The sequence below is a fragment of the Hyphomicrobiales bacterium genome (assembly GCA_016125495.1).
GTDB lineage: Bacteria > Pseudomonadota > Alphaproteobacteria > Rhizobiales > RI-29 > RI-29.
Window position 1 is genome coordinate 1 of sequence record WGLQ01000006.1, and the last position, 14,519, is coordinate 14,519.

10 protein-coding genes and 1 tRNA gene are annotated in these 14,519 nt (G+C 67.4%); 3 read left to right on the plus strand and 8 right to left on the minus strand.

The window, feature by feature from the left end; all coding sequences use genetic code 11:
* Positions 1–376 (plus strand): hypothetical protein (locus GC150_05110; GenBank protein MBI1384269.1); only part of this gene is annotated, 376 nt, incomplete at its 5' end.
* A gap of 533 nt (positions 377–909) precedes the next feature.
* Here GC150_05110 and GC150_05115 read toward each other — a convergent pair.
* Positions 910–1,000: transfer RNA gene (locus GC150_05115), tRNA-Ser, on the minus strand.
* A gap of 391 nt (positions 1,001–1,391) precedes the next feature.
* On the opposite strand from GC150_05115, the gene GC150_05120 reads away from it, so the two are divergent.
* Positions 1,392–2,720, plus strand: a complete 1,329-nt coding sequence (locus GC150_05120) for a hypothetical protein (GenBank protein MBI1384270.1) — start codon at positions 1,392–1,394, stop codon at positions 2,718–2,720.
* Between the two features lie 223 nt (positions 2,721–2,943).
* Complete coding sequence (locus tag GC150_05125; protein ID MBI1384271.1) at positions 2,944–5,220, plus strand: hypothetical protein; 2,277 nt, start codon at positions 2,944–2,946, stop codon at positions 5,218–5,220.
* A gap of 62 nt (positions 5,221–5,282) precedes the next feature.
* Here GC150_05125 and GC150_05130 read toward each other — a convergent pair whose 3' ends face one another.
* The 7 genes from GC150_05130 to ftsA all read right to left on the minus strand — a co-directional run bounded on the left by GC150_05130 (position 5,283) and on the right by ftsA (position 14,481).
* Positions 5,283–5,588 (minus strand): hypothetical protein, encoded by a 306-nt coding sequence (locus tag GC150_05130; GenBank protein MBI1384272.1) that lies wholly within the window; start codon positions 5,586–5,588, stop codon positions 5,283–5,285.
* Positions 5,585–6,322 (minus strand): branched-chain amino acid ABC transporter permease, encoded by a 738-nt coding sequence (locus GC150_05135; GenBank protein ID MBI1384273.1) that lies wholly within the window; start codon positions 6,320–6,322, stop codon positions 5,585–5,587. Before GC150_05135 ends, GC150_05130 begins: the two co-directional genes overlap by 4 nt.
* Positions 6,323–6,403: 81 nt before the next feature.
* A complete protein-coding gene (gene ligA / locus GC150_05140) occupies positions 6,404–8,542 on the minus strand; it encodes an NAD-dependent DNA ligase LigA (protein MBI1384274.1) in 2,139 nt (712 codons plus the stop codon).
* A 201-nt stretch (positions 8,543–8,743) separates the two neighbouring features.
* On the minus strand, positions 8,744–9,592 hold the full coding sequence (bamD, locus tag GC150_05145; protein ID MBI1384275.1) for an outer membrane protein assembly factor BamD: 849 nt from the start codon (positions 9,590–9,592) through the stop codon (positions 8,744–8,746).
* 435 nt (positions 9,593–10,027) lie between these two features.
* Complete coding sequence (locus GC150_05150; protein ID MBI1384276.1) at positions 10,028–10,990, minus strand: UDP-3-O-acyl-N-acetylglucosamine deacetylase; 963 nt, start codon at positions 10,988–10,990, stop codon at positions 10,028–10,030.
* Between the two features lie 207 nt (positions 10,991–11,197).
* Positions 11,198–12,997, minus strand: a complete 1,800-nt coding sequence (gene ftsZ / locus GC150_05155; protein MBI1384277.1) for a cell division protein FtsZ — start codon at positions 12,995–12,997, stop codon at positions 11,198–11,200.
* 158 nt (positions 12,998–13,155) lie between these two features.
* Positions 13,156–14,481 (minus strand): cell division protein FtsA, encoded by a 1,326-nt coding sequence (ftsA, locus tag GC150_05160; protein MBI1384278.1) that lies wholly within the window; start codon positions 14,479–14,481, stop codon positions 13,156–13,158.
* Positions 14,482–14,519: the final 38 nt, after the last annotated feature.

Below are 14,519 nucleotides of genomic sequence, written 5' to 3' on the forward strand. Positions count from 1 at the left end.
CTATTCGACCCTCATCGTCCTCTTCTGGAAGCAGGAGGCCGACGAACTGGGGCGCGTTCTCGACGAGAAGCTCCCCGCCGTGCACACCGTCCTCACCTTCGCGATGGACCGCTATGTCCGGCTGCTGGACCGACGCCAGCAACTCGCCAAGCCACAACCCATCCTGACCGGCCCCGAGCGCGTTCTTTCCGACAAGGAGCGCGAGGTGTTGACATGGATCGGTCGAGGTCTCACGGCCTCCGGGGCCGCCGATAAAATGAACGTCGCCTTGACGACCGTGCGATCGCACATTCGCTCCACTCTTCACAAATTGAACGCATCGAATGTCACACACGCCGTGGCAATTGCCTCGTCCTCGGATTTGCTCGATTTCTAAGGGACGTGACGTGTTCGGATTTGCGCTTTCTCTAGGGTGAACCGCCCCGACTTCTCTGGGGTTGACCTGCCCCAGAACCTTCATCCTGCCGTGGACAGAGTCCTCCTGGCTGATACGCTGTCGTCTGAATGGTTCGTATGGGCCGGGCTGCGGAGGCCTCGCAAACCGCAGCAGACTGCCCCGGTGCGGCGGTCAAGGTGGGCCCCAGTGTCGTCCCGAACGCAGCCGGTGTCCCGTAGCCGAGCACGCAGTGAGGCCGCTCGGTGTTTCGATCGGAGACCCACCCGGCGATCTCGGTGCGAGCGGGGCCGAGTGCGAAGATCAGTCTTTCGTGCAACAGCACCGCATAGATCGATAGGTTCACGTGAGACAAGCGCTGCCGCGGCCAGCTACAACGTGCTTCATCCGCGCTTTGGCGCCGTGAGCACCCGCGACATGGCCGCAACAGTTCGCGAATAGCCGCCCCAGTCCGCGACCGGTGTTGGCGCGGCCAGAGTAAACAGCGAAATTATGCAATTGTATCAATGGTAATCTGGCGGAGAGGATGGGATTCGAACCCACGATACGCTTTTGGCGTATACTCCCTTAGCAGGGGAGCGCCTTCGACCACTCGGCCACCTCTCCGGGAGGGTCTCGGGTAGCGCGCCCTACCGGCAAACTCAAGCCGAATGTGACGCGCCCGGTGTCGGGGGCCGCGGCGATCAACCGCCTCGGGCCCGCGCGCGCCACTCGGATGCCGCAACATGGCCGTTCGGCACGATCCGCGCAAGGCGTGAGTGGCCATGCGCGAGTGCGTCGGTGTCGCGACAAGGATCACGCGTCGCCCCGAGGGTAAGGGTTCCTTAAGGACGCTGATGCACTGGCCAGTCGCGACCCGGGACGATGGTAACCCGGCTCGGTCCTTGCAAGGTCGATGCGATCAGTCCGGATCGGCTCCGTTGCGTGCGATCCGGCCCGAAATGCGACGGCTACCAGTCAAAAACACGCCCCAGAGCGATACAATCGGACCCTGGCCATGACCGCTGCCTCCTCGATTCCCGCCACGCAGCACATCCAGGGCGTGGTCGCACTCGTCTCGCGGGTCCTCGGCTCCGTGCACAACCGCTCGATGGCCTGGTCGGTCGCCGACCAGTTCCTGGTCAGCGCCGCCAATTTCGCCATCGGCATCGTCGCGGCGCGGCTCCTTGGCGTTGCCTCCTTCGGCCAGTTCACCCTGACCTTGATGCTGGCGGCGCTCGCGGCCGTGTTCGTCGAATACATCTTCTGCGCGCCCATGATGACGCTCGCCGGCCGACGTGCGCGGCGCTCCGGGTCCTACTTCGCAGCCGTCGCCGTGCTCGGCATCGCATCGGCGGTCGCCGGTGGCCTGGCCGTGGCGTTCGTCAAGGCGACGATGCTCTTTGCGCGCGACGGCTCTCTCGACTGGCTGCTCATGGGATCGGCCTTTGCCGTCACCTTCGGCCACGTCGTGCACACGGTGGCGCGCCGAATCCTCTTTGCGCGCCGCCGCTCACGCGGGGCGCTCGCGGTGGACGTGGCCCGTTACGGCCTCTTTGCCCTGTTCGTTGCCGGTCTGCTCGCATTCGAGGTGACCCCGAGCGCAGAGGTCCTGCTGGTCATCCTCGGGGGCACCGGGGTGCTGGCGACGCTCACCACCTATGCGGGGCTGCTGGCGAGCCGGGTGCGTCTCAAACTGCTGCGCGCCGTCGTCGATCGCCACTGGCCGATCGCGAGCTGGCTCGTGCTGATGGTGGTCGTGGCGATGGGCCAGGAGCAGTTGGTCTGGCTGATCGTCGGGGGAACGCTCGGCGATGCGGCGGTCGGGGGCCTCAGAGCCGGCCAGTACCTTCTCGGGGTCACGCATTTCATCATGCTGGCGCTCGAGAACTTCGTGCCGCGCGGCGCGTCCGATGCCTACAGTGAGGGCGGTGTCGAGGGGCTCGGCCGCTTCCTGACGCGCCAGATGTTCATCCTCGGCATTCCGACGTTCGGGCTCATCATCCTCGTGGCGGCACCGGCCCACTTCTGGCTCGGCACCCTCTTCGGGCCGGAATACGCACAGTTCGCGCCCATCCTCTGGGTGTGGTCGCTCGCCTACGCCATCGTCTTCGTGCGCGAGATGTGGGTCTATTACCTGCGCACGATCGAGCAGACGCGCGGCACATTCCACGCCTTCGCGCTGAGTTCCGCGGCGGCGCTGGTGCTGATCTATCCCGCTATCATGACGCTCGGCGTGATCGGTGCGGCGATGGTGGTGTGCCTCGCCCACCTCATCTCGATGGTCTACGTGCTGCGCCTCGTGCGCCGCCATGCGCGCCAGCATCGTGCCATGGCGGCCGCTTAGACGGACGGCGCACCAGTAGTCGGCGCGGGGCTGGCGGCCCGCTGAAGCGTCGTTCCGCGTACCGATGAAGGAAGGTCGAGCGCACCCGGCTCGGCCTGCTTTCGCTCGTTCGGGCCTACGGCAAGCACCGGTCTTTACCATCTGCGCGCATCGCGTTCCCCCGCCAACAGCCACCCGCAACCCAGCGTCGATCCGGCCCACTTCTTGCGTTGATGCCCAGTGAATGGCCGCGGACAGCGCTCCGGACGGCCAGAAACCGAAGGGGCGAGCGGCGCGGCTATCACCACGCGCTCACAGCGGGAACGGGTGTCTCATGTATCAGTATCGTCACGACGGCTCGGACGCGGGCCTTGCGATCGCCGGCGCGCGGCGGGCCGACGGCTTCGAAATCGAGCCCATCACGCCGGACATCATGGCGCTGCTGGCGACGCTCTGGCGGCGCAAGCTCTGGATGGTGGCGCTCGCTGGCATCCTCGGACTGGTCGCGCTCGCCGTTTATCTCGCCGTGCCACCGCGCTTCGATGCGACAGCGAGCGTGCTGATCGATCCGCGCGGTCTGCAGGTGGTCGAAAACGAAGTGACGCCACGCAGCGCGACATCGGAGTCGAACGGCGCGATCGTCGAGAGCCAGAAGCGCGTCATGATCTCCGATCCCGTGCTGACCCAGGTGGTGCTGCGCGAAGGGCTGGCCGAGGACAGCGATTTCGGCGCGCGCGAACCGGGCCTGCTCGCCAGCATCAAGCAGGCCGTCAAGGGACTCCTCGGCGGCTCGAGCAAGCCGACGGACCCGGCCGTCAAGGCGCTGCGCATCCTGCGCCAGTCGGTGCGCACGCAGCGCGTCGTCGGCTCGTTCGTGATCGACCTCACGGTGCGCGCCAGCTCACCCGACAAGGCGGCCCGGATCGCCAATGCCATCGCGGCGGTCTATCTGCAGTCCGAGTTCGCGAGCCATGGCGACATGGCGCGGCGCACGTCGGCGGCGCTCGAGGCGCGGCTCGATGAACTGCGCCGCAGCGTGCAGATCGCCGAAGACAAGATCGAGGCCTTCAAGGCCGAGAACAACATCGTCGGCGTCGGCGGACGGTTGGTCGGCGAACAGCAGCTCTCGGAAGCCAATACCCAGCTGACCCAGGCCCGCACCGCCGCCGCCCGCGCCCAGAGCCGCTACGATCAGGTCCGGTTGCTCAAGCAGACCGGTGCCAGCGCCGACGCGATCGCGGAGGCCGTGCAATCGGCAACGATCCGCCAGCTCCGCGCGAGGCTCGCGGCCGCGAACCAGAGCGCGGTCGCCCTCGCATCGCAACTGCGCTCCGGCCATCCGCGCATGGCAGCCGCCAATGCGGAGGTCGCCGATCTCAAGCGCGAACTCGCCGCCGAACTCGGCCGCATCGAGCGCACGGCCGCGCTCGAACTGGAGCGCGCCAACGCCGATGCCAAACGCCTGCAGGCCGACCTCGACCGGCTGACGGATCGCGCCGTCGAGACCAGCGGGGCGATGGTTCAGATGCGCGAACTGGAGCGCGAGGCGGCCGCGGCCCGTCAGGTCTATCAGACGTTCCTCGTGCGGGCCCGCGAGATCAGCGAGCAGCAGGGTCTCGACACCTCGCTGACGCGCATCATCTCGCCGGCCGTGCCGCCGAGCGAGCGCTCCGGTGCCTCCCTGGCGATGCTGCTCGGGGGCGCGCTGTTCGTCGGGCTCGGGCTCGGGGCCGTGCTGGCACTCATCCGCGAGTATGCCGATCGCACGGTGCGTTCGCCCAAGCGCCTCGTGCGGGCGATGGACCTGCCGCTGCTCAGCGTCGTGCCGGGCATGGTCGACCTCGGCGTACCCGGCGCCCCGGCAGGTGTGGCGGGCGTCAACGGTCCGATCCCGGACCACATGCCGGCGGTCGTGGAACGCGGCGGCGATAATGCGCAGTCGCGCGCTTTCGCTCAGCTGCGCACCCAGCTCGTGCAAATGAACCCCGGGGCGAAGGGGGCCCGCAAGGTGCTGGTGACGGCCGCAGGGCCCGAGCAGGGCAAGTCAACCGTGGCGCTCAACCTGGCGCTGTCGGCGGCCCGTGAGAACGAGCGCGTCGTGCTGGTCGACGGCGATCCCGTGCGCCGCTACATGAGCCGCATCCTGATGCCGGGCGCGCCGACGGGTCTTGCCGAATTGTCGGCAGGCGCCGTCGAGGCCGCCAATGCCCGGTTCCATGACGAGGAGAACGGCATCTGGTTCGTCGCGGCCCAGTCCGGTGACCGCAAGTTCACGCAGCGCCTCACCCTCATGGGCCTCGGCAAGGCGCTCTCCAGCCTCGAGCAGGATTGCGACCTCATCGTCATTGATGGTGGTGTTCCCGGGGTCGATGCCTCGCTGCACATGCTGGCCGATCTGGTCGACGACATCGTCGTGGTGACGCGCGAGGGTGTGACCGATCTCGACGAACTGACTCGGGCAACGGGTGCCCTCGCCAGCCGGCGGGACCGCATTCGCGGGCTGGTGCTGCTGGCCTCCTGAGCCGGTGGTAAGGTGGGCGGCCTGGCGCGCGCGACGGGCGCGCCCATCGGCCGGCCGCCTCCTCAGGCTCCGAGCAGGCGGCGCAGCACGACCACCGAGACGATGCCGACGGCGAACGTCGCAAAGAGCGGGAGCCGAAAGCCCGCGATCGCGGTCGCCAGGGCCGCCAGCCAGGTCGCCGGGCCCGCACTCGCAATGCTCGGCGCGATGACGGAGGTCAGAATGGCGACCGGCAGGGCGTCGAGAGCAGCCTGCAGCACGCGACCCGGGCGAATGCGACTGAGCAGCAATACGCCGGCGCTGCGCGTCGCGTAGGTGGCAAGGCCCATGGCGAGGATCGCGAGCAGAGAGTCCGGCGTGACGGTCACGGTCCGTCCTCCTCGATCGGCGTCGCGTTGGCCGCCGGTGACGCGGTGGAGACCCGCCAGGCGAGCAGCGCGGCAACGCTCATGCCGGCAGCCGCGCCCGCGATGATGTACCAGGTGCCCTCGACGTGGTGCTCGACGACGATGGCCGCGAGCGCTGAAGCGAGCACGACCAGCCCCGTTTCGCGCCCCTTCCAGAAGCCGACGATGAGGCCGATGAAGAGCGCGGCGAAGGCGAAGTCGAAACCGAAGCGCGCCGGGTCGGACAGCAGGTTGCCGACGAGCGCCCCGATCAGCGTGAAGACGTTCCAGTTGACGTAGAGCGAGAGGGCGAGCCCGAAATAGTAGGCGGTCGTCAGGGGCGCGAGGCGCGCCCTTCGCTCGGCCAGCGCCCAGGTTTCGTCGGTCAGCAGGAACAACCCCGACCAACGGGCACGCGGCCCGAAGCGGCCGAGGGAGCGCGCGAGCGACGCCCCCATCATGACATGGCGCAGGTTGATGACCAGCGCGGTTGCCGCGAGCGTCAGCCAGGGAGCAGGCTCGCGCCAGATTTCGATGGCGACGAACTGGGCGCTACCAGCAAAGACGATGGCGCTCATGAGTACCGTTTCGAGCGGCGTTAGCCCCTTCTGGACGGCGAGCGCGCCAAAGAGCAGCCCGATCGGCGCGGCCGCGGCCAGCACCGGCAGCTGATCGCGAACGCCAAGGAGGAATTCGTCACGCGACGTGCCGGTCATCGTCGATGAGATCCGTGATCGAAAAAGGGACGGGAGCAGAGGGGGACGGGGCGCGGCAGCGGCGCCACCGTCGGCCGCTTATCACGGCGACCCGATCAAGGCCAACCATTCCTCCTCGCTCATGACGCGCACACCGAGTTCGGCGGCCTTCTTCAATTTGGAGCCGGCCGCCGCCCCGGCGATCACGATGTCCGTCTTGCCGGAGACCGAGCCGGCCACCTTGGCGCCGAGCCGCTCGGCCTGGGCCTTGGCCTCGGCGCGTCCGAGGCGCTCGAGCGTGCCGGTGAAGACCACCGTCAGGCCGGCGACGGGCGAACCAGCGGTGTCGGGGGCAAAAAAGGGCGCCACCCTGATCTCGGCGAGGAGGTCGTCGACGGCCTTGACGTTGTGGGGCTCGGCAAAGAATTCGGCGAGTGCCTCGCAGGCCACCTCGCCGATGCCGTCGATGCTGTCCAGTTCGCCATAGGCCGCCCCCTCGCGGTCGGTCGTGGCGCGCATGGCTTCGATGAAGGCCTCGATGGTGACATAACTGCGGGCGAGCACGCGCGCCGTCGTCTCGCCGACATGACGCACGCCGAGGGCATAGATGAAGCGATCGAGCGCGATGTCGCGCCGCGCCTCGATGGCGGCAAAGAGGTTTCGCGCGGACGTCGCGCCCCAGCCGTCGCGCTCGGCGAGACGCGGCGACATGGCGGCGTCGCGCCCGGCGAGGGTGAATATATCGGCTGGTTGCGCGATCAAGCCCTCCTCGTGGAAGGCGGTCACCTGTTTGTCGCCCAGTCCCTCGATATCGAAGGCGTCGCGGGAGACGAAATGCTTGAGGCGCTCGACGGCCTGGGCCGGGCAGACGAGACCGCCTGTGCAGCGCCGTACCGCATCCACCTTGCCGGTGCGCTGGTTCACCTCGCGCACCGCGTGGCTACCGCAGGCGGGGCACACTGTCGGGAAGGAAAACGGGCGGGCGCCGGCAGGGCGATGCGCCATGACGACTTCGACGATCTGAGGAATGACGTCACCCGCGCGCTGGACGACGACCGTGTCACCGATGCGCACGTCCTTCCTCGCGATCTCGTCCTCGTTGTGCAACGTCGCGTTCTGGACGACGACGCCACCGACGGTCACGGGTTCGAGCTTGGCCACAGGCGTCAGCGCGCCGGTACGACCAACCTGAATCTCGATGTCGCGAAGGATCGTCGTTGCGCGTTCGGCGGAGAACTTGTGCGCGATCGCCCAGCGGGGGGCGCGCGAGACGAAGCCGAGGCGCTCCTGGAGATCGAGCCGGTCGACCTTGTAGACCATGCCGTCGATGTCGTAGGAGAGCGTGGCGCGCATCGCCTCCACCTGCCGGTAGGCTTCAAGCGCCTCGGCAACGGAGTTGCATCTGCGCATGAGCGGGTTGGTGGGAAATCCCCAGGAGGAAAACGCGGCGACGACCGCGCTCTGCGTTTCTCCCGGCAAGGCACTCGCCTCGCCCCAGGTGTAGGCGAAGAACGAAAGCGGCCGCCCGGCGGTGACGGCCGGGTTCTTCTGGCGCAGCGAGCCGGCAGCCGCGTTGCGCGGATTCGCGAACAACTTCTTGCCCTCCCCCGCCAGACGCTCGTTGAGGGATGTGAAATCGGCGCGATCCATGTAGACCTCGCCGCGCACCTCGATGACGGCCGGCAGCCCGCCACCCGATATGCGCGCGGGGACGGAGGCAATCGTGCGGACGTTCGCCGTCACGTTCTCGCCGACCTGGCCATCCCCGCGCGTCGCGGCGCTGACCAGCTCACCTTCCTCGTAACGCAGGGAGATGGAAAGTCCGTCGATCTTGGGCTCGGCGGTCAGCGCCGGGCATTCGCCTTCCGGCAGGGACAAAAACCGGCGGATGCGCTCGGCGAATTCGGCGACGTCCTCGTCGCTGAAGGCGTTGGCGAGCGAGAGCATGGCAACCGAATGGCGGACCTTGGCAAAGCCGGTGGCGGGCGCGGCGCCGACCGCGCCGGCCGGGGAGTCACCGCGCACGAGATCGGGGAACCGCGCCTCGATCTCATCGTTCCGCCGGCGCAGCGCGTCATATTCGGCGTCGGAAATGACCGGATCGTCGTCTCCATGGTAGCGCCGGTCGTGCTCGGCGATCTCGGCGGCGAGCCGGGCAAGCTCACGCTCGGCCTGGCGCGATGTCAGTTCGCCGACGGCGAGGGTGGCGGTGAGTGGTGGGCGCTTCGGCTTCGTGATCATGGCCGTGCTCGCGGGCCGGGGTGAGCGGGCAGGTTCATCGGGATGGCGCGGGCGGTCGGGGCGCGCCGTGGTTTCGCCGCCGGCCTAAGGCGAAACGAACCTGCTGTCCAGGACGTCGCCGCAAACGGCGCCCTCATAGCGCAGACAAAACCCTGCAGATGCGAGGAACGGCGCGGCGACAGATCAGCACACTCTGAAACGTCAGAAGGGATTGATCGCCGCGATGGTGCTCGACCAAGCGCGGCTGATCCAGGAGCCCGAACTCTCGTTCGGCTGATAGCCCTCGTTGCCGAGCAAGGCATAGGCGTCGCGGTACCACTTGCTCTCGGGGAAGTTGTGGCCGAGCACGGCTGCGGCCGTCTGCGCCTCGTTCACGATCCCGAGCGCGAGATAGGCCTCCGTCAGTCGGTAGAGCGCCTCCTCGACGTGTGCGGTGGTCTGGTAGTCCGTGACGACCGTACGGAAGCGGCTGATCGCGCCTTCATACTGTTGCTTCTTCAGATAGAAGCGCCCGACGTTCATTTCCGATGCCGCGAGCACGTCCTGCGTGATCCGGATGCGATTCTGGGCTTCCTCGGCATACTTGCTGTCGGGATAGCGCCGAACCAGCGTCTGCAGTTCCTCGAGCGCGAGCTTGGTCTTGCTCTGGTCACGCGCCGGATCGTTGATCTGGCGGAAGTAGGAGGAGGCGATGATGTGGTGGGCGAGCGCGGCATCGCTGGTGCCAGGATGCAGCGTGGTGTAGCGCTTGGCGGAAGAGATCGCCTCGTCGTAAAGCTCCGCCCGGAAATAGGAATAGGCCGCCATGACGAGCGCGCGGCGGGCCTCGGCCGCGTAGGGATGATCGCGGTCCACGTCCTCGAAACGCTTAGCAGCAGCTTCGTAGCTGCCCGAGCCGAGCATGCGGTCGGCATCGGAATAGATAGCGCCGGCCGGCTCGACAATGCCCGGCGCAGCGGCTTCGTCGCCACCGAACATGGAGCAACCGGCACTCGTGAGCGCCGCGCAAAGCGCAAGGGGAGTCATTGCCTTACGCCAGCTGTGCCTCATCGTGTCCCCCAACCCGAGCCGACGTTCCCGACTCGCCACGCGAGCCATGCCGCTTCGATCGGTGCCCGATGACCCACGGCAGTGTCAAGACGGCGCGCCCGCTCGCCACTGGAAACTCGTTCAAAGCCAACGGCTTGTCCAGCAGGAACGCGCCAAGTCACGCTCTTGCACGAGGACTGTGGTGTTTTGTGGTCGAAGCCGGCCGTCACGCACGCTCGAATTGGGTCGCAGCGGTCGCGGCAAGTGTGTTCGATGAAACGCAGGAGGTGTTCAGGACAGTCGACACGCCGCGCCAATCAGTCGGAACGACATCCGCGCGAATTACGGGGTTGGATCGCAAGCATGAGCGATCGCACCAACACCGAATTACCCTGACCAGCGATCAACCAACCGAACGGGCAACGGGTCATCGACCCGACAGTCGACCGCCTACGCTCAGCTGCGATCGGCTGCAAAATTGGCCGCCATCGCGCCAACCTGGTGCCCTGCGCGAGCGACGTCACGGCGACGGGGCGCATGTACCATGGTCCAAGCGTCGCGGTCGGCAAAGAGCGCCTTGAGCATGTTGGTGTTCAGGCGATGTCCACCCCGATAGGAGCGATAGGCACAAAGCAGCGGGGCACCAGCGAGGGCCAGATCGCCGACTGCGTCCAGCATCTTGTGACGGACGAACTCGTCCGAATAGCGCAGTCCTTCCGGGTTCAGGATGCGGTCGTCACCGAGCGCGACGGTGTTGTCGAGGGAAGCGCCGAGAGCCAGATTTTTGCGCCACAAGCCCTCGACGTCCTTCATGAAACCGAAGGTGCGGGCCCGGGACAGCTCAGCCCGGAAGGCGCCCGGATTGAGTTCGAGATGGCGGCGCTGGCGGCCGATGAGCGGTGTTTCGAAGTCGATCTCGACGTCGAGATGGAAGCCCGTATGCGGTGCGAGTTCGCCCCAGCAATCGCCTTCCTCGACACGGATCGGCTTCAAGACCTTGATGAACTTGCGGGGAGCGTCCAGCTCGGCCACGCCGACCTCGTCGATCGCGGCGACGAATGCGGAAGAGCTGCCATCCATGATCGGAATTTCGCCGCTGTCGACCTCGATAACGACGTTGTCGACGCTGAGGCCACGAAGGGCGGCGAGGAGGTGTTCGACCGTCGCGATGACTGCGGTGTCAGGATGACCGATGACGGTACAGAGGGTGGCGTTGCAGACCTGGGAGAAGTCGGCAGGAATGTCCGCGACGATCCGGCCTTCACGCAGCGCCACGAAGCGAATTCCGACGTCGGCTTCCGCCGGATGGAGAACCATGCTGACCGGCGCGCCGCTGTGCACGCCATTGCCCGACAGCACGATCTCGCGCGTCAATGTGGTCTGGCTCGAGCCGATGAACCCTCTGGCCGTATGCGGCATGTCAGGTCGTCCCCCTGCAGACCCGGCGCTGCTGGTTCGCAGCGCCCTAGGTCACCCCATGTCGCCATTCGCCCGGTTACTTCTGCACAGGATATCCACAGTTGGAGTGGATCCGGTTCGGATGACAACGTGACATTAGCGTGCGTCGCCGAGTGTCACCAAATCACGCCTTGTTACGGACTGTTACCTTTAACGCGGCGGTTCGCCTCAACTGTTCCCGCCACCGCCCTGCCGGCGGAAAAAAGACGGTATTTCCGTATCCTTAGCCGCAGGCCGTCCGGTCGCCTCCCGCTGGTGATTGGGAGTGGACGAGTGAGGCGCGGCGTTCGGTGACGCGTTGTGTGTTGCGGAATGGCCACTTCCTTGAGGCTGTCCCGGCGCCACGGGCGCGCGCGATTCGACGGGCTCGCTGTCGCCATCGCCGCGACCGGTCAGGCGCTCGAACAGGCTGGCGCGTTTGCGCTGCACCGGGGCCTCGGGCTGCTGACCCTCGGATTTGGCCCGATACTCGCGTTGGGCGTGAGCCGGGAACGCCTCGAGATCCGGCATGCGGGACGGAGCGGAGCGGATCTCGGCCGGTGCCTGGGGCCGGAACGCACCGCCCTGGGTGCCGGTCGTGGAGGTTGGCGTGGCGCTCTCGGGGCGAGGCTCGGGCTGGCGCTCGCCACCGGCGGCCGGACGCGCGTAGGTGGACGCGATGCTGCGCGGTGGCCCGAGTTCGATCGTGACGTCGTCCTCGACCACCATGGCCTGTCGCGGGGCTTGGCCTGCCGGGGCCCCGGCGGGGGCGCCAGCGAGCGGCGATGACGGACGGTCGGCGGCCGGCGCATTCGGCCGCTGTGGCTGCGGCGGGGCCGATGCGGCGGCGGGCGGGTTCGCCGGCTGCGCTTGGGTAGCGCTCGTCTGCGCAACGGTCGGAGCGGGTTTCGCCTGAGGCGAAGGCGTCGACGCGGTCTGCCCCGCGGCAACCGCGGAAGCGGCATGAGGGGAGGCGACCGCGCCGCGCGGCATCTCGGGTTGTGGCGGACGGACGGCCTGCGACTTCGATGCGAGACCCGATGCGACGATCGAGACGCGAATCTTTTCGCCGAGCGAGTCGTCGAACGTGGCACCGACGATGATGTTGGCCTCCGGGTCGACTTCCTCACGCACGCGGCTCGCTGCCTCGTCGACCTCATAGAGCGTCATGGCCGTCGAGCCGGTGATGCTGACGAGCAGGCCCTTGGCCCCCTTCATCGTGATCTCGTCGAGCAGCGGATTGGCGATCGCGAGTTCGGCTGCCTCGAGGGCACGGCGCTCGCCAGCCGCTTCGCCGGTCCCCATCATGGCTGTGCCCATGTTGAGCATGATGGCCCGGACGTCGGCGAAATCGAGGTTGATCAGGCCCTCGCGCACGATGAGATCGGTGATGCAGGCGATGCCGGAGTGCAGCACCTGGTCGGCCATCACGAAGGCCTCGGCGAAGGTCGTCTTCTCGTTGGCGATGCGAAAGAGGTTCTGGTTTGGGATGACGATGAGGGTGTCGACCTGCTTGCCGAGTTCGGCGATGCCGGCCTCGGCGACGCGCATGCGCCGATTGCCCTCGAAGTGGAACGGCTTGGTGACCACACCGACCGTCAAGATGCCCATCTCGTGCGCCGCGCGCGCCACCACCGGCGCTGCGCCCGTGCCGGTGCCGCCACCCATGCCGGCGGCGACGAACACCATGTGGCAGCCCGAAATGTGCGAGCGGATCTCGTCGATTGCCTCCTCGGCCGCGCTCTCTCCGATCTCGGGGCGTGCGCCGGCGCCGAGCCCCTCGGTGAGGTTGGTGCCAAGCTGGACGACGATGTCCGCGCTCGACATGGCCAGCGCCTGGGCATCCGTGTTGGCGACGATGAAGTCGACACCCGTGACGCCAGCCGCAATCATGTTGTTGATCGCGTTGCCGCCGGCGCCACCGACACCGATCACGCAGATCCGTGGCTTGAGCTCAGTGATATTGGGAAGCGAAAGCCTGATGCCCATGCCGATCCCACCCTCCTCGACGGTGCGCCGGAGCGAACTCCGATGCACGGTTTGCCTCGGGAGCGACGGCGACCGCCATCGTTCCCCGCAACGCAACCCAACCAACGCCGTCACGAGGCGGTATCACCGCCCGGCGCCCGACACGGCGCCAAGTCCCTTCAAGCTCCGCGAGCCAAACTCGGCTCCTCGTCCCAGAAGCTCTCCTTGAACCATTGCCCGACGCGCCCGAGGTAGCCTCGCGGCGTGCGTGTGCCCTGGCCCTCGCCGGCAACGCCGATGCCCCGCGGCATGGCGCGCGCGTGCAACAAGCCGACGACGGTCGAAAAGCCCGGCGCGCGGACGTTCTCGGGCAGGCCGGCGAACGGTTGCGGCCGACCGATGCGGACCGGTCTGGCGAACACCTGCGCCGCATACGCCCCTACCCCCGTCAACTGGCTGGCTCCCCCCGTCAGCACGATGCGGTCCCCGGCGAACTCGGCAAAGCCACTCCCCTCGAGCCGCCTTGCGACGAGTTCCAGGGTCTCGTGAACCCGTCCCTGGATGATCTCCCGAATGTCGGCGCGCGTGACCTGGTGCAACCCGGCATCCTCGTCCTGGCCGACGAGCGGATAGGAGATGACCTCGTGGGCGTCCGAAGCCGCCCCGATGATTGTGCCATAAAGCGTCTTGATTCGCTCGGCCTCGGCAAGCGGCGCAGAGAGCTGGCGCGCGATATCGTATGTGACGTGATGCCCGCCGAGCGCGACCGCGTCGGTGTAGACGAATTGGCCCTCGGCGAAGATCGAGAGCGTCGTGGTGCCGCCACCCATGTCGATGCAGGCGACGCCGAGCCTCGCTTCCTCGGCGCTGAGTACGGCGAGGGCGCTTGCATAGGGCGTCGGAACCAGCCCCTCGATGTCGAGGTGACAACGATCGAGCAGGCCGACGATGGCATCGAGTGGGGAGCCCTCGGCGGTCACGACGTGCACTTCGGCGGCGAGTTCCGAGGCCGGGCGCCCGCGCGGATCGACGATGCCGGGGGTGCCGTCCACCTGATAGGAGAGCGCGCCGAGATGGAGGGCGACGCGCTCGTCCTTCTCGGCGAAGCGACGGGCGGTTTGCAGCAGGTGGTCGATGTCGCCATCCGTCACACGCTCGCCCGGCAAGCGGCGGCGGGCCGTGAAATTGGTGCTGCGCAAGCGCCCGCACGAGACCGAAACGACGACGTCCTCGACGGTGACGCCCGCCATCTGCTCGGCCCGGCCGATCACGGCGCGGACCGCCTCCTCGGCATCGTTCATGTCGACGATCACGCCGGACTTGATGCCGCGGGCCTGCTTGGTCGCCACGGCCAGGAGTCGCGCCTTCAGCGGTTTGCCGATGGCGTGGTTGCTGCCTGCCCAGGGCGCCAGAGCCGCGATCATGCAGCAGACCTTGGAGGATCCGATGTCGAGCACGGTCACGATACGCTCCGCGCCCCGTCGTTTGTCGAACGCACTCAGCACGATATTCCACTCCTCTCGTACATACGGGCGAAACGACA

Bases quoted from the DNA above. Each gene is read 5' to 3' on its own strand.
- GC150_05120 (MBI1384270.1), top strand. From the start codon at position 1,392: ATGACCGCTGCCTCCTCGATTCCCGCCACGCAGCACATCCAGGGCGTG.
- GC150_05125 (MBI1384271.1), top strand. From the start codon at position 2,944: ATGGCCGCGGACAGCGCTCCGGACGGCCAGAAACCGAAGGGGCGAGCG.
- GC150_05135 (MBI1384273.1), bottom strand. From the start codon at position 6,322: ATGACCGGCACGTCGCGTGACGAATTCCTCCTTGGCGTTCGCGATCAG.
- ligA (MBI1384274.1), bottom strand. From the start codon at position 8,542: ATGATCACGAAGCCGAAGCGCCCACCACTCACCGCCACCCTCGCCGTC.
- bamD (MBI1384275.1), bottom strand. From the start codon at position 9,592: ATGAGGCACAGCTGGCGTAAGGCAATGACTCCCCTTGCGCTTTGCGCG.
- GC150_05150 (MBI1384276.1), bottom strand. From the start codon at position 10,990: ATGCCGCATACGGCCAGAGGGTTCATCGGCTCGAGCCAGACCACATTG.
- ftsZ (MBI1384277.1), bottom strand. From the start codon at position 12,997: ATGGGCATCAGGCTTTCGCTTCCCAATATCACTGAGCTCAAGCCACGG.